17 protein-coding genes are annotated in these 20,503 nt (G+C 62.0%); 10 read left to right on the plus strand and 7 right to left on the minus strand.

Features of this window, described 5'->3' with window-relative positions; all coding sequences use genetic code 11:
• The first annotated feature begins 107 nt into the window (after positions 1-107).
• Positions 108-872: a BA14K family protein gene (locus AC0JZ4_RS14615; RefSeq protein WP_471887086.1), complete on the plus strand. Its 765-nt coding sequence runs from the start codon at positions 108-110 to the stop codon at positions 870-872.
• A gap of 12 nt (positions 873-884) precedes the next feature.
• On the opposite strand, the gene AC0JZ4_RS14620 is transcribed toward AC0JZ4_RS14615, so the two are convergent.
• A complete protein-coding gene (locus tag AC0JZ4_RS14620) occupies positions 885-1,823 on the minus strand; it encodes a LysR family transcriptional regulator (RefSeq protein ID WP_471887087.1) in 939 nt (312 codons plus the stop codon).
• A gap of 139 nt (positions 1,824-1,962) precedes the next feature.
• Here AC0JZ4_RS14620 and AC0JZ4_RS14625 point away from each other — a divergent pair, with 139 nt between their 5' ends.
• The 3 genes from AC0JZ4_RS14625 to AC0JZ4_RS14635 all read left to right on the plus strand — a co-directional run bounded on the left by AC0JZ4_RS14625 (position 1,963) and on the right by AC0JZ4_RS14635 (position 7,327).
• Positions 1,963-2,760, plus strand: a complete 798-nt coding sequence (locus AC0JZ4_RS14625) for an alpha/beta hydrolase fold domain-containing protein (protein ID WP_471887088.1) — start codon at positions 1,963-1,965, stop codon at positions 2,758-2,760.
• 59 nt (positions 2,761-2,819) lie between these two features.
• Positions 2,820-4,001 (plus strand): efflux RND transporter periplasmic adaptor subunit, encoded by a 1,182-nt coding sequence (locus AC0JZ4_RS14630; RefSeq protein ID WP_471887089.1) that lies wholly within the window; start codon positions 2,820-2,822, stop codon positions 3,999-4,001.
• A 131-nt stretch (positions 4,002-4,132) separates the two neighbouring features.
• Positions 4,133-7,327, plus strand: a complete 3,195-nt coding sequence (locus tag AC0JZ4_RS14635; RefSeq protein ID WP_471887090.1) for an efflux RND transporter permease subunit — start codon at positions 4,133-4,135, stop codon at positions 7,325-7,327.
• Between the two features lie 50 nt (positions 7,328-7,377).
• Here the strand turns inward: AC0JZ4_RS14635 and AC0JZ4_RS14640 are convergent, their stop codons facing one another.
• A complete protein-coding gene (locus AC0JZ4_RS14640; RefSeq protein WP_471887091.1) occupies positions 7,378-8,148 on the minus strand; it encodes an SDR family NAD(P)-dependent oxidoreductase in 771 nt (256 codons plus the stop codon).
• Positions 8,149-8,350: 202 nt separating this feature from the next.
• On the opposite strand from AC0JZ4_RS14640, the gene AC0JZ4_RS14645 reads away from it, so the two are divergent.
• Entirely contained in the window at positions 8,351-8,965 is a 615-nt protein-coding gene (locus tag AC0JZ4_RS14645) for an HAD-IA family hydrolase (protein WP_471887894.1), read from the plus strand.
• 5 nt (positions 8,966-8,970) lie between these two features.
• Here AC0JZ4_RS14645 and AC0JZ4_RS14650 read toward each other — a convergent pair whose 3' ends face one another.
• The 5 genes from AC0JZ4_RS14650 to AC0JZ4_RS14670 all read right to left on the minus strand — a co-directional run bounded on the left by AC0JZ4_RS14650 (position 8,971) and on the right by AC0JZ4_RS14670 (position 14,776).
• Positions 8,971-10,329, minus strand: coding sequence for an APC family permease (locus AC0JZ4_RS14650; RefSeq protein WP_471887092.1), 1,359 nt, complete (start codon positions 10,327-10,329; stop codon positions 8,971-8,973).
• 97 nt (positions 10,330-10,426) lie between these two features.
• Positions 10,427-10,870 carry a YqaA family protein gene (locus AC0JZ4_RS14655; protein ID WP_471887093.1) on the minus strand — a complete coding sequence of 148 codons (444 nt, stop codon included), beginning with the start codon at positions 10,868-10,870 and terminating at the stop codon, positions 10,427-10,429.
• Positions 10,871-10,954: 84 nt separating this feature from the next.
• The gene (gene secD / locus AC0JZ4_RS14660; RefSeq protein ID WP_471887094.1) at positions 10,955-13,486 is read right to left on the minus strand and encodes a protein translocase subunit SecD; all 2,532 of its coding nucleotides are present in this window, start codon (positions 13,484-13,486) and stop codon (positions 10,955-10,957) included.
• A 92-nt stretch (positions 13,487-13,578) separates the two neighbouring features.
• The gene (locus AC0JZ4_RS14665) at positions 13,579-13,983 is read right to left on the minus strand and encodes a hypothetical protein (RefSeq protein ID WP_471887095.1); all 405 of its coding nucleotides are present in this window, start codon (positions 13,981-13,983) and stop codon (positions 13,579-13,581) included.
• A 115-nt stretch (positions 13,984-14,098) separates the two neighbouring features.
• Positions 14,099-14,776: an alpha/beta hydrolase gene (locus AC0JZ4_RS14670; protein ID WP_471887096.1), complete on the minus strand. Its 678-nt coding sequence runs from the start codon at positions 14,774-14,776 to the stop codon at positions 14,099-14,101.
• 239 nt (positions 14,777-15,015) lie between these two features.
• Between AC0JZ4_RS14670 and AC0JZ4_RS14675 the strand changes: the two genes are divergently transcribed.
• The 5 genes from AC0JZ4_RS14675 to sufD all read left to right on the plus strand — a co-directional run bounded on the left by AC0JZ4_RS14675 (position 15,016) and on the right by sufD (position 20,369).
• Positions 15,016-16,182, plus strand: coding sequence for a cysteine desulfurase family protein (locus AC0JZ4_RS14675; protein ID WP_471887895.1), 1,167 nt, complete (start codon positions 15,016-15,018; stop codon positions 16,180-16,182).
• A gap of 150 nt (positions 16,183-16,332) precedes the next feature.
• On the plus strand, positions 16,333-17,802 hold the full coding sequence (gene sufB, locus AC0JZ4_RS14680; protein ID WP_471887097.1) for a Fe-S cluster assembly protein SufB: 1,470 nt from the start codon (positions 16,333-16,335) through the stop codon (positions 17,800-17,802).
• A gap of 56 nt (positions 17,803-17,858) precedes the next feature.
• Positions 17,859-18,200, plus strand: a complete 342-nt coding sequence (locus tag AC0JZ4_RS14685) for a GIY-YIG nuclease family protein (protein ID WP_471887098.1) — start codon at positions 17,859-17,861, stop codon at positions 18,198-18,200.
• Between the two features lie 108 nt (positions 18,201-18,308).
• Positions 18,309-19,064 (plus strand): Fe-S cluster assembly ATPase SufC, encoded by a 756-nt coding sequence (sufC, locus tag AC0JZ4_RS14690; RefSeq protein ID WP_471887099.1) that lies wholly within the window; start codon positions 18,309-18,311, stop codon positions 19,062-19,064.
• An 18-nt stretch (positions 19,065-19,082) separates the two neighbouring features.
• Positions 19,083-20,369 carry a Fe-S cluster assembly protein SufD gene (sufD, locus tag AC0JZ4_RS14695; RefSeq protein WP_471887100.1) on the plus strand — a complete coding sequence of 429 codons (1,287 nt, stop codon included), beginning with the start codon at positions 19,083-19,085 and terminating at the stop codon, positions 20,367-20,369.
• Positions 20,370-20,503 lie beyond the last annotated feature (134 nt).

A 20,503-nucleotide genomic window follows, 5' to 3' on the forward strand; every position in this document is an offset into this window, starting at 1 on the left:
CTCTTAAGCATCAATTATGACAGGCCTTTGAATAAAGGCTCACAGGTTTGGAACCTGAAGTGGCGCTTGTGCATTTGTCTGCGAAATCCAGACAATGCGGTGCGGCCTTGAAATCGGTTCTCGTTCTCCTTTCCTCTCTGTCTGCCGCCGTGGCGCTGTTTCTCGCCGGCCTGGCGATCGCTGCCTATGTGATTGCCGATCCCGAGCCCCATCGGTTCGCCAATCTCGACACGCCGGACCTGTGGACCTCCCGTCCGGTCGCTGTCGATCCCTCGACGCAGGACTATGTACGTCTCTCCGCGCTGCCGACAGTGGCGGCGGTTCCGGCTTCACTCGCGGCAATCGGAGATTTTTCCGAAGCGGCAGGCAATGGGCAGCCGTCAGGCGCAGCGTCCGGCGAGATGGACGCTCGCTCGCTCGCTGATCAGGCGCCGACAGGTTCGGTGATGCCTGAAGCTGCGGCGCCGGATGGCGGCGCCTTGCCGTCGCCTGCGATTGATCCGCAGCATGCGGACTGGTGTTTCGCCCGTTACAGATCCTATAGCATCGAGGATGATGGCTATCAGCCCTATGGCGGTGGTCCGCGTCGGCGATGCCTTTCACCCTGGACGGAAATGCTCGAGGACGATGTGCAGGCGTCGAACGGCATGGACGGTGAGGGGGATCTGTCGCGGCCCGATGGCTTCTTTGGTGATGGCACTGACATGCCGATCATCGAAAATGCGAGTGCATCCATCGAAGCCGAGGCTTCGCCCGCCAGTCCGCATGAGCAATGGTGCTTTGCCCGCTACCGTTCCTATCGGGTTTCCGACAACAGCTACCAGCCTTTTGCCGGTGGCGCGCGACGCATCTGCTCGTCGCCTCAGCGTTGAGGCATGTTGGCGTCAGCTTGCCTCGCGCAGCATATGACGGTTTTCCTCGACCTTCAGCGACTGAACCCGTTTTGCAAGCCAGTCGACAACCACCCGCACCTTGTTGCTGAGATGGCGCGTCTGCGGGTAGACGATGTAGAGCGGGAATGATTCGCAGGCCCATTCGGAAAGGATGGGCACGAGCTTGCCTTCCTGCACAGGCTTGCTCGCCATGAACAGCGGCACCTGGGCCACCCCGACGCCCGCGATCGCCGCGTCGAGATAGGAGCGGGCGTCGTTGACCGATACGATGTAGTTAGGATCGATCTCGATCTCATCCTCGCCGTCCCGTGAAAAGCTCATCGGCATGATACGGCCGGAGGGGGCCTGCAGATAGCCGACGCAGCGATGGCCGTCGTTGAGGTCGAGCGGATGGGCGGGATGGCCTGCTTTTTCGAGATAGAGCGGCGAGGCGTAGGCCTGCATGCCGATCTCGCCGACCTTGCGGACGATCAGGTTCTGGTCGGTCGGCGTGCCGCCGCGCAGCGCGCAGTCCACGTTTTCCGCGATATAGTCGACCAGCCGGTCGCCGACGCCTATATCGAGCTTGATATCGGGATAGCGCTCGTGGAATTCGCACAGGTGCGGAATGATCAGAAGGTCGGCGAACGCGCCGGCCATTTCCAGCCGCACGCGCCCGCTCGGGCTTGTCTGCGAGTTGGACAGGCTGCCGTCCAGCTCGGCGATCTCGGCAAGGATCTGGATGGCACGTTCGTAGTAGAGCGCACCGTCTGTCGTCACCATCACGCGCCGCGTGGTGCGGTTGAGAAGCGTGGTGTGGAGATGCGCTTCGAGCGCCTGCACCATGTTGGTGACCGTCGTCTTCGGGATGTTGAGCGTGGTCGCTGCTCGGGTGAAATTGCCCGTCTCCACGACCCTGACGAAAACGCGCATTGCCGACAACTGATCCATGTCCGGTTCCTTGCGGTGTGATTGTCCATGATTTTGGAAAAGTGTTGCCGATGACGGCATATTGCACTTTTTATCCCGAACAATAATATCTGAATACGAATTCGCCGCAAGACCTGTGGCCGAAACGGAAGCAATCATAATGGCACTGCGCTGGGAAACATTGGAGATCGATGGGCCTTGGAAGGCTTCGATTCCCGTGCGTGTTCGCAAGGGCAACGTAAGCGGCGGCACGCCGCCGGTCGTCCTTTATCTGAAAGGCGACGCGTTTCAGTCTTCGACTGGTGACGAGCAGCCGGTTCCGGTGGCGGAAGCTCTCGAAGAGGCTGGTGCCGTGGTTGTCGAGGCGGATTACGGTCGCGTCTCGCAGAATGTTTTTCCGCGTGCGATGGAATGCGCTTTCCTCGCGCTCTATGGGCTCAGCCACAAGCTGAACGCCTATGGCAAGGGCAAGTCGCCGCTGCTGATCTGCGGCGACGAGGCGGGCGGCAATGTTGCTGCCGGAGCCGCCCTCAAGGCGCGCGATCAGATGCCGGGCCGGCTTGCCGGCCAGGTTCTTTTGTCGCCGATGATCGATCCGATGATGACATCGGCATCGATCCGCAAGGCGGACGAGATCGGCATGCGCGAGCGCTGGTCGGACGGATGGAGCCATTATCTCGGCTCTGCATGTTCGATGCAGCATCCGTACGCCGCACCGTGTCTGTGTTCGCGGCTTTCGGGTGTCGCGCCGGCTCTGGTCATGACATCGGATGACGACCCCCTTCGCGACGAGGCGTTGAGTTACGCCGACAAGCTGTCCGGGGCAGGGGTCGATGTAACCAAACGTATCCTTCCCGCCGGAAGCGGCTGGACGGGCCTGTATCATGGCGTTGGCGGGGCCTGGCTTGCCAGCCTCTGCACCGAGTTTTCCGCCTTCGTTCGTCAGGTGACGAGCTGAGGCCATCATTCAAGAAGATAGATAGATAACAGCCTCCCCCTGGGCTGAAGGAGTTCACAATGACAGCGAAAACAACCCGCTGGGCCCTTTGGGGCGCCGGCTTGGCTACTTCTGTGCTTGTTGCAGGCGCGGCCTTTTATCTCGACCTGCCGCAGGGCGCCAACGCGGCGCAGCCTGCGGAGGCCGCAGCGCCTGCAATCCCGGTGACGGTCGCGACCATTGCGCCGCGCCGCATCGGCACCTGGCAGGATTTTTCCGGCAGGCTTGAAGCCGTCGACCGCGTCGATGTCCGGCCGCGTGTGGCCGGCGCCGTGCAGTCGGTACACTTCCGGGAAGGCGGGCTGGTCAAGGCCGGCGATCTTCTCGTGACCATCGATCCTGAGCCCTACATGGCGGCGATGGCGCAAGCCGAAGGCCAGGTCGCATCGGCGGAAGCAAGGCTTGCCTTTGCTCAAACCGAACTCGAGCGCGGCAACAATCTTGTCGCCCGCAACACCATTTCGCAGAGCGATCTCGCTCAGCGTCAGTCCACCCAGCGCGATGCCCAGGCGAACCTCCAGTCAGCCAAGGCAGCGCTCAGGGTAGCCGAGCTCAACCTCGGCTACACCGAAATCCGCGCACCGATCGCCGGTCGCGCGGGTCGGATCGAGGTGACGGTCGGCAATCTCGTTGCCGGCGGCTCGTCTTCCGCGCCGCTGACCACGCTGGTTTCCTCCGACCCGATCTACGCAAGCTTCGATGCCGGTGAAGAACTTGTGACGCGCACGCTTGCCGAACTGCCGCTGGTCGACGGCCAGCCGGCGATCGATCAGGTTCCGGTGGAAATCGCAACGCTTGCGCCGGGCGCCGAGCCAGTGAAGGGCCACCTTCAGCTGATCGACAACCAGGTGAATGCCGGCACCGGCACGATCCGGGTAAGGGCCGTTTTCGGCAATCCGGGCGGCAGGCTGATCCCAGGCCAGTTCGTTCGCGTCCGCATGGGCGAGCCTGAGCCGATGGATCGCGTCGTCGTTAGCGAACGTGCCATCAGCAACGACCAGGACAAGAAATTCGTTCTCGTCGTCGATGGCAAGAATACCGTCGCCTATCGCCCGGTCGAACTCGGCGAAGCAATCGACGGCATGCGTATCGTCGAAAAGGGCCTGAGCGCCGGAGACCGGATCATCGTCAGCGGTATGCAGCGCGTGCGCCCCGGCGCAACCGTTGAACCGCAGGACGAGGCAAAGGTCGCCGCGAATTAATTGACGGGCCGGTTCGCCGGCCCACCGCATTCTCGAACATCAGACATGAACCAAACCATCGCCCGCGGCAGACGCTGCGGGCGCAAGGGCCCTTGCGCCCTGAACCATCGCCCAGGAGAGAGGGCCAAGATATGAACATTTCCCGCTTCTTTATCGACAGACCGGTATTTGCCGGCGTCCTGTCCGTGCTGATCGTGGTCGCCGGCCTTCTGGGCATGCGCGCACTGCCGATCTCAGAATATCCCAACGTCGTTCCGCCGTCGGTCGTCGTCAAGGCGACCTATCCAGGCGCAAACCCGAGGGTGATCGCCGAAACCGTGGCGACACCGCTCGAAGAGCAGATCAACGGCGTCGAGGACATGCTCTACATGTCCAGCCAGGCGACCTCCGACGGCGTCATGACGCTGACGGTCACCTTCAAGCTCGGCACCGACCCCGACAAGGCGCAGCAGCTGGTGCAGAACCGCGTCAGTCAGGCGGAACCCCGCCTGCCGGCGGAAGTGCGCTCGCTTGGCGTCACGACGGTCAAGAGCTCGCCGGACTTCATCATGGTGGTCAACCTGGTCTCGGCCAACGACCGCTATGACCTGACCTATCTGCGCAACTATGCGACGCTCAACATCAAGGACCGTCTGGCCCGTATCGAAGGCGTCGGACAGGTGCAGATTTTCGGCGCCGGCGACTATTCGATGCGCGTCTGGATCGACCCGCAGAAGGCAGCAGCACTGTCTCTTGCAGCCAGCGACATCACCGAAGCGATCCGCGGCCAGAACGTCCAGGCCGCGGCCGGCATCATCGGCGCATCGCCGTCGCTTAAGGGCGTCGACATGCAGCTCAACGTCAATGCGCAGGGCCGCCTGACGACGCCGGAGGAGTTCGGCAACATCATCGTCAAGACGGGCGCCGACGGCGAGATCACCCGTCTGCGCGACGTCGCCCGCATCGAACTCGGCGCTGCCGACTACACGCTGCGCTCGCTGCTCGATGGTGAACCTGCCGTCGCCATTCCGGTGCTGCAGGCACCGGGCTCCAATGCGATCGAGATCGCCGATCAGGTTCGTTCCACCATGGACGAGCTGCAGAAGGCAATGCCTGAAGGCGTGAAGTACGAGATCGTCTACGATACGACCGAATTCGTTCGCTCGTCGATCGAAAAGGTCATCGATACGCTGCTCGAAGCCGTGGCGCTGGTCGTGCTGGTCGTCATCATCTTCCTGCAGACATGGCGCGCCTCGATCATTCCGCTGATCGCGGTTCCGGTCTCCGTCATCGGCACGTTCGCGGTCATGTATGCCTTCGGCTTCTCGATCAACGCGCTGACGCTGTTCGGCCTCGTGCTGGCGATCGGTATCGTCGTCGATGACGCGATCGTCGTCGTCGAAAACGTCGAGCGTAACATCGAAAACGGCCTCAGTCCCCGTGCGGCGACATACAAGGCGATGAGCGAAGTCTCCGGCCCTATCATCGCGATTGCGCTGGTTCTGGTCGCCGTCTTCGTACCGCTCGCCTTCATCACCGGCCTGTCCGGCCAGTTCTACCGCCAGTTCGCGTTGACGATCGCCATTTCGACCGTCATCTCGGCCATCAACTCGCTCACCCTGTCCCCGGCGCTTGCAGCCCTTCTCCTGAAGGATCACCATGCGCCGAAGGATTGGCTGACACGTGGCATGGACAAGGCGTTCGGCTGGTTCTTCCGTGGCTTCAACCGCATGTTCGGTGCTGCGGCGAACGGCTATGGCCGCTCGGTGGGCGGCCTGCTGTCGCGCAAGAGCTTCGTCATGGTCGTCTATATGGCGCTGGTGGCTGCCACCTACGGCATGTTCTCGGCCGTCCCCGGCGGCTTCGTGCCGGCGCAGGACAAGCAGTACCTGATCGGCTTTGCCCAGCTTCCCGACGGCGCTTCGCTCGACAGGACGGAAGACGTGATCAAGCGGATGTCCGACATCGCCATGGAACAGCCTGGCGTCGAGCATGCGATTGCCTTCCCGGGCCTGTCGATCAACGGTTTCACCATCGGCTCCAACTCCGGCATCGTCTTCGCCGTGCTGGACGATTTCGAAAACCGAAAGTCGCCGGAACTGTCGGGCGGAGCCATCGCCATGGCACTGAACGAGAAGTATGCCGGTATCCAGGAAGCCTTCATCGCCATGTTCCCGCCGCCGCCGGTCAACGGTCTCGGCACGACGGGCGGCTTCAAGCTGCAGATCGAGGATCGCGCCGGCTACGGCTACGAAGCCCTCGACGAGGCAACCAAGGCCGTCATGGCCAAGGCTGCCGTGGCTCCGGAACTGACGGGCGTCTTCTCCAGCTTCCAGATCAACGTGCCGCAGCTCTATGCCGACCTCGATCGCGCCCGCGCCGAACAGCTCGGGGTCTCGGTCACGGACGTCTTCGAAACGCTGCAGATCTATCTCGGTTCGCTCTATGTGAACGACTTCAACGCCTTCGGCCGCACCTACAGCGTCCGCGTCCAGGCCGATGCGCAGTATCGCGCCAAGGCCGAGGATATCGGTGCGCTGAAGGTTCGCTCGCAGTCGGGTGAGATGATCCCGCTCTCGGCACTCCTGCGGGTCGATCCTTCGGCCGGTCCGGAACGCACGACGCGTTACAACGGCTTCCTGTCGTCGGATATAAACGGCGCTCCGGCACCGGGGTATTCGTCGGGGCAGGCCGAGGCTGCGATCACCAAGATCCTCGCCGAAACGCTGCCTTCCGGCATCGAATTCGAATGGACGGACCTGACCTATCAGCAGATCCTTGCCGGCAATTCGAGCCTCATCGTCTTCCCGCTGGCGCTGCTGCTCGTCTATCTGGTGCTGGCCGCCCAGTATGAAAGCCTGACACTGCCGATCGCGATCATCATGATCGTGCCGATGGGCGTGCTGGCGGCGCTGGTCGGCGTGTGGTTGACGGGAGGCGACAACAACATCTTCACCCAGATCGGGTTGGTGGTGTTGGTGGGCTTGTCGGCGAAGAACGCGATCCTGATCGTTGAATTCGCCCGCGAACTGGAGCTCGAAGGCAAGAAACCGTTCGAGGCTGCGGTCGAGGCAAGCCGCCTGCGCCTGCGTCCGATCCTGATGACGTCGATGGCTTTCATCATGGGCGTCGTGCCGCTGGTGATCTCCACAGGTGCGGGTGCGGAAATGCGCGCCGCCATGGGTGTCGCCGTCTTCTCCGGCATGATCGGCGTGACGCTGTTCGGCATCTTCATGACCCCGGTCTTCTACATGCTGGCAAGAGCAATGTCGGGTAACCGCCCTCTCGCCCGCCATGACCACGATCATGATCACGAGGTTGCGCCCGCTCTCACCCCGGCAGAGTAGCGCGACAGGCCGCGCGGGCATCTCTCTCCGCCCGCGCGGTATTCCTTTATCTAGAGTGCGCCGCCATCGACGATCATCGTCTGCGCCGTCATTCCGGCCGACGCATCGGAAGCCAGAAACAGGCAGGGACCGACCAGATCGGTTTCATCGAGCGGCAGCTTCAGGCACTGGCGTGCAAGCATCGCTGCCATGCCGTCTTCCGTCAGCCACAGCCGCTTCTGCCTTTCGGTGACGATCATGCCCGGCAAAAGCGCGTTGACGCGAATGCCCTCCGGCCCGAGTTTTCCGGCCAGTCCCTTGGTCAATCCGATAATCCCGGCCTTTGCCGCAGTGTAGCTCGGATACTCCCCCATATTGAGCAGATACGAGATCGACGAGAAATTGACGATCGCCCCGCCGCCCGCCCTGCGCAAATGCGGTACGGCTGCCTGCGAGACGAAGAACATCTGTTTCAGATTGATCGCCTGGGTCTGGTCCCAATAGGCCTCGGTGACGTCCTCCAGTTCATGCCGGTCGTCCCAGGCGGCGTTGTTGACAAGGACGGACAGCGAGCCGAGCACCGATACCGCGTCGCGCACCGCTGCCTGCGCCTGCGTGACATCGGCAAGGTCCGCGCGGATGAAATGCGGCGCGTGGCTGCCTGTCGTCGCCAGATTCTGGACAAGCGCCCGGCTCGGCTTTTCGGCAATGTCGATGAAGGCGACCCTGGCGCCTTGCCGGGCGAAGCCTTCAACGAGTGCCGCACCAATGCCCGAGCCGCCGCCGGTGACGAGAACGCCGCGGCCCTCAAGGTCCAAATGTCGTACCGATGGAAACGTCAAAAGCTCCTCCTCATTGAGATCCCGCGACAAATCTATCGCGGACAGAGAAAAAATCACCCGACGGTTTGCGACTTTCGCATCTGCGGGATAGTCATGGGCCGCGCATTGACCGCCAACCCGCCCTGAAGGATTTCCCTTGTCTTCCGAAAACTCAGCAAACGCCGTACTGCCGACCCGGACCTATGACGCTTTCCTGTTCGACATGGATGGCACGATCCTGACGTCCATTCTCGCCGCCGAACGCGTCTGGAGCCGCTGGGCGGAAGAGAAGGGGCTGGATGTCGAAAAGTTCCTGCCGGTCATGCATGGTCGCCGCGGCATAGACACGATCACCGACCTCAACCTGCCGGGCGTCGATCCGGTCGCCGAGGCCGAGAAAGTGATGCAGGCGGAAATCGACGATGTCGAGGGCGTGTCACCGCTTGGTGGCGCCACCGAATTCCTCTCCGCTCTGCCTGCCGATCGCTGGACGATCGTTACCTCCTCGCCGCTCCCGCTTGCCAAGGCACGTCTGAAGGCGGCAGGCATTCCGATCCCGCTCAACATCGTCTCCGCCGGTGACGTTACCCAGGGCAAGCCGGACCCGCAGGGATATCGTCTTGGCGCCGAGCGCCTCGGTTTCAAGCCGGAAGACGTTCTGGTGTTCGAGGATGTCCCGGCCGGCATCAAGGCGGGCGAGGCGGCGGGGTCCGATGTGATGGTCATCACGGTCACCCACACGCATCCCGTCGAAGGCGGCGAGTATCGTATGGTCGACTATTCGGCCGTCGCACCGCATATCGCAGCCGACGGCCGTCTCTCCATTCGCTCGAAATAAACCGCTTAGCCTGCCTGCTTCGCGGTCTTCATGAAGGTGACCGTGGCGAACCACAGGATCGTTCCGAGCACGAGCAGCGCACCGGCGATCACGTACTGGATGGGATCGCGGCCGGTCCACGGACCGGTCAGGAAAAGGCAGCAAATCGCGCCGAGCACCGGCAGGATCGTCGGCGTGCGGAAATGCTTGTGCTCGACCTTGTCCTTGCGCAGCACCAGCACGGCGATGTTGACGATGGCGAAGACGCAGAGCAGCAGCAATGCCGTGGTGCCGCCCAGTTCCTTGACGCCGCCGGCAAATACGATCAGTGCGACCGCCAGAAGCGAGGTGAAGACGATCGCCACGTAAGGGGTGCGGCGTTGCGCATGAACCTTGCCGAGAACGTCGGGCAGCACGCCCTGGCGGCTCATGCCGTATATCAGGCGGCTCGCCATCATCATGTTGATCAGCGCCGAGTTGGCCACTGCAAACATGGTGATCACGGCGAAGATGCCGATCGGGAAGCCCGGCGCACCGGCCTCGATGACCTTCAGCAGCGGTGTTTCGCCTTCACCAAGTTCGGCCGCAGGGACAAGAGTGATCGCTGAAATGGCGACGAGGATGTAGATCACGCCGGTGATTAGGAGGCCGCCGAGAAGAACTTTCGGAAAGATCTTGCTCGGCTGCTTGCATTCCTCGGCCATGTTGACCGAATCCTCGAAGCCGACCATCGCGAAGAAGGCGAGCGTGGTTGCCGCGACGACCGGCCAGAATGTGCCGGAGCCTTCCGGCGTCGAGAAGGTCCAGGCGCGCGAGACGTCGCCCTGTCCACCCCAGATCGCCCACATGCCGATGCCGATGATGATCAGGAGGCCGGTCAGTTCTACGACGGTCAGTACCACATTCATCTTGACGCTCTCGCCAACGCCGCGGAAATTGACGGCGCCGACAAGCGCGATGAAGCCCAGCGCGATCGCCATAACGCCCCAGTCGCCCGCTTCCAGGCCGAGCGAGGTCGAGAAATTTGCGGCAAATGCCCGTGATGCCGTCGAGGCCGACGTGATGCCCGAGGACATGACGGCAAAGGCGACGAGGAATGTGATGAAGTGGATGCCGAAGGCCTTGTGTGTGTAAAGGGCGGCACCGGCGGCCTGAGGATATTTGGTGACGAGTTCGAGATAGCTACAGGCAGTCAGAAGCGCCACGACGAAGGCGACGAGAAACGGCAGCCAGACGACGCCGCCGACTTCTGCCGCGACCTGCCCGGTCAAGGCATAAATGCCTGTACCGAGAATGTCGCCGACGATGAAGAGAAGCAGAAGGCCGGGTCCCATCACCCGTTTCAGCTCATGGCGCTCGCCATCCTCACTCGCAATCTTCTGCATGCCTAAAGTCCTCCCATCATGCGGATTGTCGCGGACAATGGGAGAAGAGGCTGCAAGGTTCCAAACAGATGGAACATTTTGCGGATCTAAGCGAGCGTCAGATATTCAGCAATCCCAGAGTGATAGCGGCGAGCACGAGATAGCGCACCGCCTTGCCGATGAAGACGAGGATCAGGAAGGTTGCAAAAGGCTCGCGCATCACGCCGGCCGCAACGGTCAGCGCATCGCCGCCGATCGGCAGCCAGCTCAACAGCAGCGACCACTTGCCGTAGCGCCGGTACCAACCCTGCGCCTTGTCGAGCTGGTGCGGCTTGACCGGGAACCAGCGCCGGTCCTTGAACCGTTCGACGCCTCGGCCGATCACCCAGTTGGTGGCGGCACCGAGGGTGTTGCCGACCGATGCCGTCAGCACGAGTGCTGCAACCGAATAGTCCCCCTTGAGGATCAGCCCGACAAGGATCGCTTCCGACTGTAGCGGGAAGAGCGTGGCGGCGATGAAGGCCGAGAAGAACAGGCCGGCATAGGCGGCGAGATCGATCATGGAACAGGGGATCCGGGGCAGGGGGCGGATATGGAAAAGGGGCGGGATCTCTCCCGCCCCTTTCGTATTTCGGGTATCGGCCGATCAGGCCTTGCTCGGCGTCTCGCCGTCGACGGCTTCCGCCTCGGTTGCAGCCACCTGGGCCGCACGGCGCGTGCGCCAGTCGCCGAGGAAGAGCAGGATCGGAGCGGCGATGAAGACCGAGGACGAGGCCGCGACAAGGATGCCGAAGACCATCGGGATCGCAAAGCTTTCCACGGCGCTGCCGCCCCAGATGGCCATCGGCAGCATGCAGAGGAAGGCCGTGCAGGACGTGTAGAGGCTTCGTGCCAGGGTTTCGTTGATCGACCGGTCGATCAGTTCGCGCAGCGGCATCTTCTTGTAGAGACGCATGTTTTCGCGCATGCGGTCATAGACGACGACCTTGTCGTTGACCGAGTAGCCGACAAGCGTCAGCAGTGCCGCGATGGCCGTCAGGTTGAAGTCGAGGCCGGTGAGCGCGAAGAAGCCGATCGTCTTCGTCACGTCGAGCACCAGCGTGGCGATCGCGCCGACGGCGAACGGCCATTCGAACCGTACCCAGATGTAGATCAGCATGGCGATCGAAGCGAGAAGCACGGCCAGGATACCGGCGGTCGCCAATTCGCCGGAGACCTTCGGTCCGACGACCTCTGTACGCTCGATCTTTGCGCTCGAGTCGATCTGGACGATTTCGGCGCGCAGCTTTTCGACGGCTGCCGTCTGAACTTCCTCGCCACCTTCCTGACGCTCGACACGGACCAGAAGGCGATTATGCGCGCCGAACTCCTGCAGGCCGACCTCGCCGAGGCCGAGTTCGCCAAGGCCGGAGCGGAAGGCTGCCAGATCGGCCTCGCCCTGCGTCGTCACTTCGATCTGAATGCCGCCGCGGAAGTCGACGCCGTAGTTCAGGCCAGGATTGATGAACAGGAAGATCGAGGCGGCCGAGAGCACCAGCGAGACGCCGATACCGATGAAGCGGCCCTTCATGAAGTTGATCTGCGTACCGTCCGGGATCAGGTCGATCGGCAGCAGCGGCTTGATGTTGATCTTCTTCAGCTTCTTGCGGCCGGCGATGTAGATCATGGCGACGCGGACGACCGATACGGCAGTAAACATCGAGATCGCGATGCCGAGGCCCATGGTGACGGCGAAGCCACGCACCGGACCGGTGCCGAACCAGAAGAGCAGCACGGTGGCGATCAGCGCCGTGACGTTGGAGTCGACGATCGTGGAATAGGCGCGGGCAAAGCCTGCGTCGATCGCGCCGAAGGCGCTCTTGCCCTTGCGGGTTTCTTCCTTGATGCGCTCGTTGATGAGGACGTTGGCGTCAACCGCAAGACCGATGCCGAGCACGATACCGGCAATGCCGGGCAGCGTCAGCGTCGAGCCGATCAGCGTGAGGCCGGCAAATGTCAGGATGATGTTGATGAACAGCGCGAGGTTCGCAAGGATGCCCCAGGTGCCGTAGAGGAAGAACATGAAGCCGACGACCAGCAGGAAGCCGATAAAGCCGGTGAAGATGCCCATCTCGATGGCGTCGGAACCGAGGTCGGCGCCGACGGTGCGTTCTTCGATGACGGTGAGCTTTGCCGGCAGCGAGCCGGCGCGCAGCAGGGCCGCCAGCGTCGTTGTTTCCTGAGGCGAGAAACTGCCCGAGATCTGGCCGGAACCGCCGGTGATCGGCGTCTGGATGACCGGGGCGCTGAGGACAGTGTTGTCGAGAACGATGGCAAAGGGCCGACCGACATTGGCAGTGGTGATCTGCGCGAAGCGGGTCGCACCGGCGCTGTCGAAGCGGAAGGACACGATCGGCTGCTGCGTCTGCTGCTCGAAGGCGGCGCGGGCATCGGTCAGGCGGTCACCGGACAGTTCGACGCGGTCGAGAACCGGATATTGCTGGCCGCTTTCGTCCGCAAGCATGGTGACGCCCGGCTCACCCGGATTGCCGAGAAGATGGAAGCTCATCTTGGCGGTGGAGCCGAGGAGCTGGCGAAGGCGCGACGGGTCCTGTTCGCCCGGAAGCTGGACGAGCACGCGGTCGGAGCCGACACGCTGGATCGTCGGCTCGGCGACGCCGACCTGGTCGACACGCTGGCGGATGATTTCAAGGCTCTGCTCGACGGCGGCCGTGATATGCGAATTGATGCCGGCATCGGTCTGGGCGATCTGGATCGAGTTTTCGCTCGGTGTGGTGATCGCGATATCGGTGCTGCCGACCGTGCCGAAGCCGACCGGGTTCGCCAGCGTTTCGAGCTGGGTAACGGCCTGGTCACGCTGGGCCGGATCGCGCAGCGTGACGATGATCGCATCACCGGCGCGGCGGATCGCCGACGTGTTGATGTTCTGGTCGCGCAGGACACGGCGGGTGTCCTGGGTGAGGCTCTGGACACGCTCGTTGATCAGGTCGGCGCGGTCGACTTCGAGAACTAGGTGCGAGCCGCCACGAAGGTCGAGGCCAAGCGATACGCGGCTATGGGGCAGCCACGACGGCATGCGATCCAGCGCCGACTGCGGAATGACATTCGGCAACGCCACCAGAATGCCGAAGATGATGATGAGAGCATAGCTTCCCACCAGCCACGGAGAGTTTCTCATTGTCTAGATCCTGTTTGGCCCGGACCATTCAGCGGTCGGCATGGCCGTCAAATTTCATGCTGCGAGGCGCTCCCAATCTGGAGAGCCAAAAATCAGGCAGCAAAAGGTGGCGCGCGCGGACGTGCGCCGGGCCATGTGCCGTAGTCGACGGCATTACGCCGATAAGATGGCGCGCGTGCGGCAACATAGTCATGCTCCGCAAGCACAAGCGAGGCAGGCGGAAGGAAGCCGTCGTCATGAACGAGATGGCCGCCAGCGCTGTCCTTGCGCTCGGCCACCGCCACGGCCCGAATAGGCTCGCGCTTGGTCAAGGTCGGAGAGCGATCGGAACGGTCGTCGAGCGGACGCGTAGATGTGGCGATGTCCGTATTGCGCGGCGTGCCGGGCAGAAGCCCGAAGAGCGCGATCAGGAATGCGGCGACGAGTACGGGCAGGCGCGCAAGATCAGCTCGCGCACTTGAACCCTTCCTGTGATGTCGCAGCGGCCGTACCGCCATCCGCACCTCTTTCGGAATTTTCAGAGATTCGGAATGTTTCCGAATGGCGACGCCTTCTAGAGAAAGGCGACCGCCCGGTCAACAAAACGGGCCGTGAAGACGGCCCGTCGAAGAATTAGCGGATCCGCTTGGCGGCGGGTTCCGGCACCAGTTCGCCATCGAGTCGGCGGTCGAGATAGTCCTCGCACTCGGCCATCAGCGTATCGACCTGGCCGTTGAAGAAGTGGTTGGCGCCCGGCACCGTCTTGTGGGTGATCAGGATGCCCTTCTGCGTCTTCAGCTTCTCGACCAGTCCATTGACGTCCTTCTCCGGCGCAACCTTGTCCGAATCGCCGTTGATGATCAGGCCGGAGGACGGGCAGGGGGCAAGGAAGGAGAAGTCGTAGGTGTTCGGCTGCGGCGCGATCGACATGAAGCCTTCGATTTCCGGACGGCGCATCAGAAGCTGCATGCCGATCCAGGCGCCGAAGGAATATCCGGCAACCCAGCAGCTTTTCGAATCGGGATGCAGGCTCTGCACCCAGTCGAGCGCCGATGCTGCGTCCGACAATTCGCCGGCGCCATGATCGAACTCGCCCTGGCTACGGCCGATCGAGCGGAAATTGAACCGGAGTGTCGTAAAACCGCGCTTCTGGAACATATAGAAAAGCTGGTACACGATCTGGTTGTTCATCGTGCCGCCGAACTGTGGGTGCGGGTGCAGGATGATCGCGATCGGTGCGCTCTTCTCCTTGGAAGGCTGGTAACGTCCTTCCAGGCGGCCGGCCGGGCCGTTGAAAATCACTTCGGGCATTGGTACTCCGGTCAAATCGTGGCTGGTTCCAACCTGCGCATAACGTCGAGTTTGACTTGACGAAGTCGCTCAGCTTTTCTAAAAGCCAGTTTAGAACCATTCGAAACTTTAGGCGAGCAATCGGATTGCCCGTTGCGAAGTCTCATAAGGCAAGGCCAGCCGGAATTTCAAGGAAAATGCGGTTTCGGCCCTTCACCTTGCGATGAATGCTTAACTTGGAACGGAAGTACGATCAGGCAATGGTGCTGCAGCGAACATATCTCGACTGGAATGCCACCGCTCCCTTGTCGGAAGCGGCGCGCCTGGCGATGATCGATGCGCTGTCGCTGCCGGGCAATGCGTCGTCCGTTCACACGGAAGGGCGGGCCGCCCGCGCGGCCGTCGAAAAGGCCCGCCGTCAGGTGGCTGCGCTCGTTGGCGCAGAGCCTGCGCATGTTACCTTCACCAGCGGCGCGACAGAGGCCGCCAACCACGTGCTTTCGCCGGAATACCGGATGGGACGTGCGCCGGTTGCGGTCTCCCACCTTTATGCGTCGGCCATCGAACATCCCGCCATTCGCGAAGGCGGGCGGTTTGCGAGCGGCCAGGTGACGGAAGTGGCGGTTACGCCGGCCGGAACGCTGGACCTTTCGGCTCTCGAATCAGCCCTTGCCTCCCACGATCAGGCGACGGGCATGCCGATGGTGGCGGTCATGCTGGTCAACAACGAGACCGGCATCATCCAGCCGGTCGCCGAAGCTGCGGCACTGGCCCACAAATATCGCGGTCTGATGGTCGTCGATGCGGTGCAGGCAGCCGGCCGCATTCCGCTCGATATCAATGCTCTCGACGCGGATTTCCTGTTTGTCTCCTCGCACAAGATCGGCGGACCGAAGGGTGTCGGCGCGCTCGTCTCGCGCGGCGAGGTTCTGATGCCGAAGCCGCTCATCCGCGGCGGCGGACAGGAAAAGGGCCACCGGTCGGGGACCGAGAATTTTCATGCGATCATAGGCTTCGGCGCGGCAGCTGACGTGATGTCTAAGGATATCGCGATGCGCAACGACCGGATCGGCACGCTGCGCGACAGGCTGGAAGCGGCAATGAAGGCCGCCGCATCCGATATCGTCATTCATGGCGAGGCGAGCCCGCGGGTTGCCAATACCAGCTTTTTCACCCTGCCTGGATTGAAGGCCGAGACGGGGCAGATCGCTTTCGATCTTGAGGCCGTGTCGCTGTCGGCGGGCTCCGCCTGCTCGTCGGGCAAGGTCGGGCAGAGCCATGTCCTGACGGCCATGGGACACGATCCCGACGTCGGCGGTCTGCGCATCTCGCTCGGGCCGGAAACGGCGGATGCCGACGTCGACAACGCTATTGCCGCGTTCGGGAAGATTGCCGGACGCCGCAAGCTTCCGGGCAAGGCCGCCTGAGGCGGTTTCGAGAATTAGCGGAAGTGCAAATTTCCGCTTGCCAAGAGGTGGGAAAACCGCCTTCTGGCGCCTACATGGGGAAGACAAGATTTTCCCCGCAAGACTGACGGAATTGCCGGAATTTGAACCGGCAACACAGGGAGTAAAAAGATGCCTGCTGTCCAGGAAACGATCGATCAGGTCCGTGAGATCGATATCGATCAGTACAAGTACGGCTTCGAGACCGTAATCGAAGTCGACAAGGCACCCAAGGGTCTGTCCGAAGACATCATCCGCTTCATTTCGGCAAAGAAGCAGGAGCCGGAGTGGATGCTGGAATGGCGTCTGGACGCCTATCAGCGCTGGCTGACGATGGAAGAGCCGACCTGGGCGCGCGTCGATTATCCGAAGATCGATTTCAACGACATCTATTATTACGCCGCGCCGAAGAACATCACCGGCCCTGTGTCGCTCGACGAAGTCGATCCGGAACTTCTTCGCACTTACGAAAAGCTCGGCATCCCGTTGCGTGAGCAGGAAATCCTGGCCGGTGTGCAGAATTCCCGCGTCGCTGTCGATGCCGTCTTCGATTCGGTTTCGGTCGTCACCACCTTCAAGAAGGAGCTTCAGAAGGCCGGCGTGATCTTCATGTCGATCTCGGAAGCCATCCGCGAGCATCCTGAACTGATCAAGCAGTATCTCGGCTCGGTCGTCCCGACCACCGACAACTACTACGCAACGCTGAACGCCGCCGTCTTCACCGACGGTTCCTTCGTCTTCGTGCCGAAGGGCGTCCGCTGCCCGATGGAACTGTCCACCTACTTCCGCATCAACGAGAAGAACACCGGTCAGTTCGAACGCACGCTGATCATCTGTGAGGAAGGCGCCTACGTTTCCTATCTGGAAGGCTGCACGGCGCCGCAGCGTGACGAAAACCAGCTCCACGCCGCCGTCGTCGAACTCGTCGCTCTCGATGACGCCGAGATCAAGTATTCCACCGTCCAGAACTGGTTCCCCGGCGACAAGGACGGCAAGGGCGGCATCTACAACTTCGTCACCAAGCGCGGCGATTGCCGCGGCAGGCGGTCGAAGATCTCCTGGACCCAGGTCGAGACCGGTTCGGCTATCACCTGGAAATACCCGTCCTGCATCCTGCGCGGCGATGAAAGCCAGGGCGAGTTCTACTCGATCGCCGTTTCCAACGGTCACCAGCAGATCGATTCAGGCACCAAGATGATCCATCTCGGCAAGAACACGTCGAGCCGCATCATCTCCAAGGGCATTTCCGCCGGCGTGTCGCAGAATACCTATCGCGGTCAGGTATCGATCAACCGCCGGGCCGAAAGCGCTCGCAACTTCACCAACTGCGATTCGCTTCTGATCGGCGACAAGTGCGGGGCACATACGGTACCCTACATCGAGGTTAAGAATTCTTCGGCGCAGATCGAGCACGAGGCGACCACCTCGAAGATCTCCGACGACCAGAAGTTCTACGCCATGCAGCGCGGCATTCCGGAAGAAGAGGCGATCGCGCTGATCGTCAACGGCTTCGTCAAGGATGTCATTCAGCAGCTTCCGATGGAATTCGCCGTCGAGGCCCAGAAGCTGATCGGCATCTCGCTAGAGGGTAGTGTGGGGTAAAGATCAGGCCGTCATCCTCGGGCTTGTCCCGAGGATCTACTGTCGCGGGATAGAGGATGAGTGGCTTCGTCTACATGATGTCTGATAAACCGCGCGGCGTGATCTACACCGGTGTCACGAGCGACATTCACGGTCGCATATGGGAGCATCGAAACGCAACCCACGAAGGATTTACGCAGAAATACAAGGCGAAAAATCTGGTCTGGTTTGAAAGCCACCCGAACATTGTCCTCGCCATACAGCGGGAGAAGTCGCTTAAACGTTATCTCCGTGAATGGAAAATCAAGCTCATAGAAGGTCTGAATCCAACTTGGGTCGATCTTTACGAGCGTATCGACGAAATAGAAAACGTATATCGCCCGCATCCGAATACGGAGGGGTGGAGCAACTACAACTGACGGCTTGGATCCTCGGGACAAGCCCGAGGATGACGAAATTCGAAGGGGCCTCGCTGCCCTAAGGTCTATCGGGCGGCCCTTGAACCGCCTTATGAATGGGAAAACGAAATGCTTGAGATCAAGAACCTGCACGCCCGCATCGCCGAAGACGGCACCGAGATCATCCGCGGCCTGAACCTGACCGTGAAGCCGGGCGAGATCGCCGCCATCATGGGCCCGAACGGGTCGGGCAAGTCGACACTGTCCTACATTCTGTCGGGCCGCGAGGACTACGAAGTCACCGAGGGCGAGATCACCTATAACGGCGAGAGCATTTTGGAACTCGACCCGGCCGAGCGCGCTTCGAAGGGCATCTTCCTCGCCTTCCAGTACCCGGTCGAAATTCCGGGCGTTGCCACCATGCAGTTTCTCAAGGTCGCGATGAACGAGCAGCGCAAGGCGCGCGGCGAGGACGAGCTGACAACGCCGGACTTCATGCGCCGCGTCAAGGAAGCCGCAGAAGGCCTAAAGATCGATCCGGCCATGCTGCGCCGCCCGCTCAATGTCGGCTTCTCCGGCGGTGAGAAGAAGCGCGCCGAAATCCTGCAGATGGCGCTGCTTGAGCCGACGCTCTGCATCCTCGACGAGACCGATTCGGGCCTCGACATCGACGCGCTCAAGATCGTCGCCGACGGCGTCAACGCGCTGCGTTCGCCGGATCGCGCCGTCATCGTCATCACCCACTACCAGCGCCTGCTCGACTACATCGTGCCGGATACCGTCCACGTTCTCTACAAGGGCCAGATCATCCGTTCGGGTGACAAGGAACTGGCGCAGGAACTGGAAGCCAACGGCTATGCCGACGTGATCGGCACCGCGGCCTGAGGTCGGAAGGATTTTGGCATGAACATTCAAGCGAACCAGCCCGCAGCCAAGCTCACCGCCGCCGAGACGGCGCTGGTCGAGGCCTTTGCGGCACAGATGGGCGAACTGCCCGGCAACGGCGCCGTCACCGGCACCCGCGACCGGCTGCTCGATGACCTCAAGAAGTCGGGCCTTCCGACCCGCCGGATCGAATCCTGGCACTATACCGACCTCAAAAGCCTGTTCCGCACCTTGCCGGAGCGGACCTCCGCTGGCGCCGCAGTCGAGGCGATCGCGCCTCTGGTCAAGGGATCGACGGTTCTCTCCGTCCTGCAGGGCAAGGCCGATGCCTCGGCATCGATCGAAGGTGTCACGGTCACCGCGTTTCGCGATCAGCTGACAGACGGCTCGGCCCTGGCCGGCCTGACCGCGCTCGACAAAGACGACGCGATCGGCCGCCTCAACGGCTCCTTCGTTCGCGATGGCCTGTCGCTCGCCATTTCGGCCGATGCCGAGATCGAAGAGGCGATCGAGCTGCAGGCGCTGCACGGCGCCGGCCAGATCCATACGCGCTTCCCGGTTTCCTTCGGTGCCGGTTCCAAGGCGACGATCATTGAACGCCACCAGGCGGTGACCGACACCGCGGCGCTCGTCTCATCGGTGAGCGACATCACGGTCGAAGACGGCGCGGAGATCACCTGGATCATCCTCCAGAGCCAAGGGGCCGAGGACACGCATCTGGCACAGATCCGCGTTTCCCTCGGCGCGGACGCCAAGCTGCGCCTTTATGTCGTCAATGCCGGCGGCAAGCTGGTGCGCCAGGAACTGCGCATTGAAGTTAAGGGCGAGGGTGCAGAACTGACGCTGCGTGGCGTCAATCTGCTCGGTGGCGACAGCCATACGGACGTGACGCTGGTGCTCGGTCACAACGTGCCGCATACCAACTCGACGGAAACCTTCCGCAATGTCATCTTCGACAAGGCGAGCGGCGTCTTCCAGGGCATGATCAAGGTCGCGCCCGACGCCCAGAAGACCGACGCGAAGATGGCGTGCAACACGCTGCTGATGTCCGATGACGGTGATTTCTCCGTCAAGCCGGAGTTGGAAATCTTCGCCGACGACGTCATCTGCGGCCATGGCGCAACCGTTGCCGATATCGACCGCAACCACCTCTTCTACCTGATGGCCCGCGGCGTGACGGAGAGCAAGGCCCGCGCCATGCTGGTCAACGCCTTCGTCGCCGAGATCGTCGAGGAACTGGAAGAGGAAAAACTGGTCGAGCCGCTCGAAGAGGTGATCTCCACCTGGCTCGAGAAGCACGCCTGACATGAGGCGGCGGAGGAGCACATAATTCCTCCGTCATGCTCGGGCTTGTCCCGAGCATCTGCGACCGTCGGTGGTCGCAACGTGACTGGATCCTCGGGACAAGCCCGAGGATGACGCCGTGGATGCGGCGATTG

It is taken from the genome of [Rhizobium] kunmingense, assembly GCF_977018605.1.

Bases quoted from the DNA above. Each gene is read 5' to 3' on its own strand.
- AC0JZ4_RS14620 (WP_471887087.1), bottom strand. From the start codon at position 1,823: ATGGATCAGTTGTCGGCAATGCGCGTTTTCGTCAGGGTCGTGGAGACG.
- AC0JZ4_RS14625 (WP_471887088.1), top strand. From the start codon at position 1,963: ATGGCACTGCGCTGGGAAACATTGGAGATCGATGGGCCTTGGAAGGCT.
- AC0JZ4_RS14630 (WP_471887089.1), top strand. From the start codon at position 2,820: ATGACAGCGAAAACAACCCGCTGGGCCCTTTGGGGCGCCGGCTTGGCT.
- AC0JZ4_RS14635 (WP_471887090.1), top strand. From the start codon at position 4,133: ATGAACATTTCCCGCTTCTTTATCGACAGACCGGTATTTGCCGGCGTC.
- AC0JZ4_RS14645 (WP_471887894.1), top strand. From the start codon at position 8,351: ATGGATGGCACGATCCTGACGTCCATTCTCGCCGCCGAACGCGTCTGG.
- AC0JZ4_RS14650 (WP_471887092.1), bottom strand. From the start codon at position 10,329: ATGCAGAAGATTGCGAGTGAGGATGGCGAGCGCCATGAGCTGAAACGG.
- AC0JZ4_RS14655 (WP_471887093.1), bottom strand. From the start codon at position 10,870: ATGATCGATCTCGCCGCCTATGCCGGCCTGTTCTTCTCGGCCTTCATC.
- secD (WP_471887094.1), bottom strand. From the start codon at position 13,486: ATGAGAAACTCTCCGTGGCTGGTGGGAAGCTATGCTCTCATCATCATC.
- AC0JZ4_RS14665 (WP_471887095.1), bottom strand. From the start codon at position 13,983: ATGGCGGTACGGCCGCTGCGACATCACAGGAAGGGTTCAAGTGCGCGA.
- AC0JZ4_RS14670 (WP_471887096.1), bottom strand. From the start codon at position 14,776: ATGCCCGAAGTGATTTTCAACGGCCCGGCCGGCCGCCTGGAAGGACGT.
- AC0JZ4_RS14675 (WP_471887895.1), top strand. From the start codon at position 15,016: ATGGTGCTGCAGCGAACATATCTCGACTGGAATGCCACCGCTCCCTTG.
- sufB (WP_471887097.1), top strand. From the start codon at position 16,333: ATGCCTGCTGTCCAGGAAACGATCGATCAGGTCCGTGAGATCGATATC.
- AC0JZ4_RS14685 (WP_471887098.1), top strand. From the start codon at position 17,859: ATGAGTGGCTTCGTCTACATGATGTCTGATAAACCGCGCGGCGTGATC.
- sufC (WP_471887099.1), top strand. From the start codon at position 18,309: ATGCTTGAGATCAAGAACCTGCACGCCCGCATCGCCGAAGACGGCACC.
- sufD (WP_471887100.1), top strand. From the start codon at position 19,083: ATGAACATTCAAGCGAACCAGCCCGCAGCCAAGCTCACCGCCGCCGAG.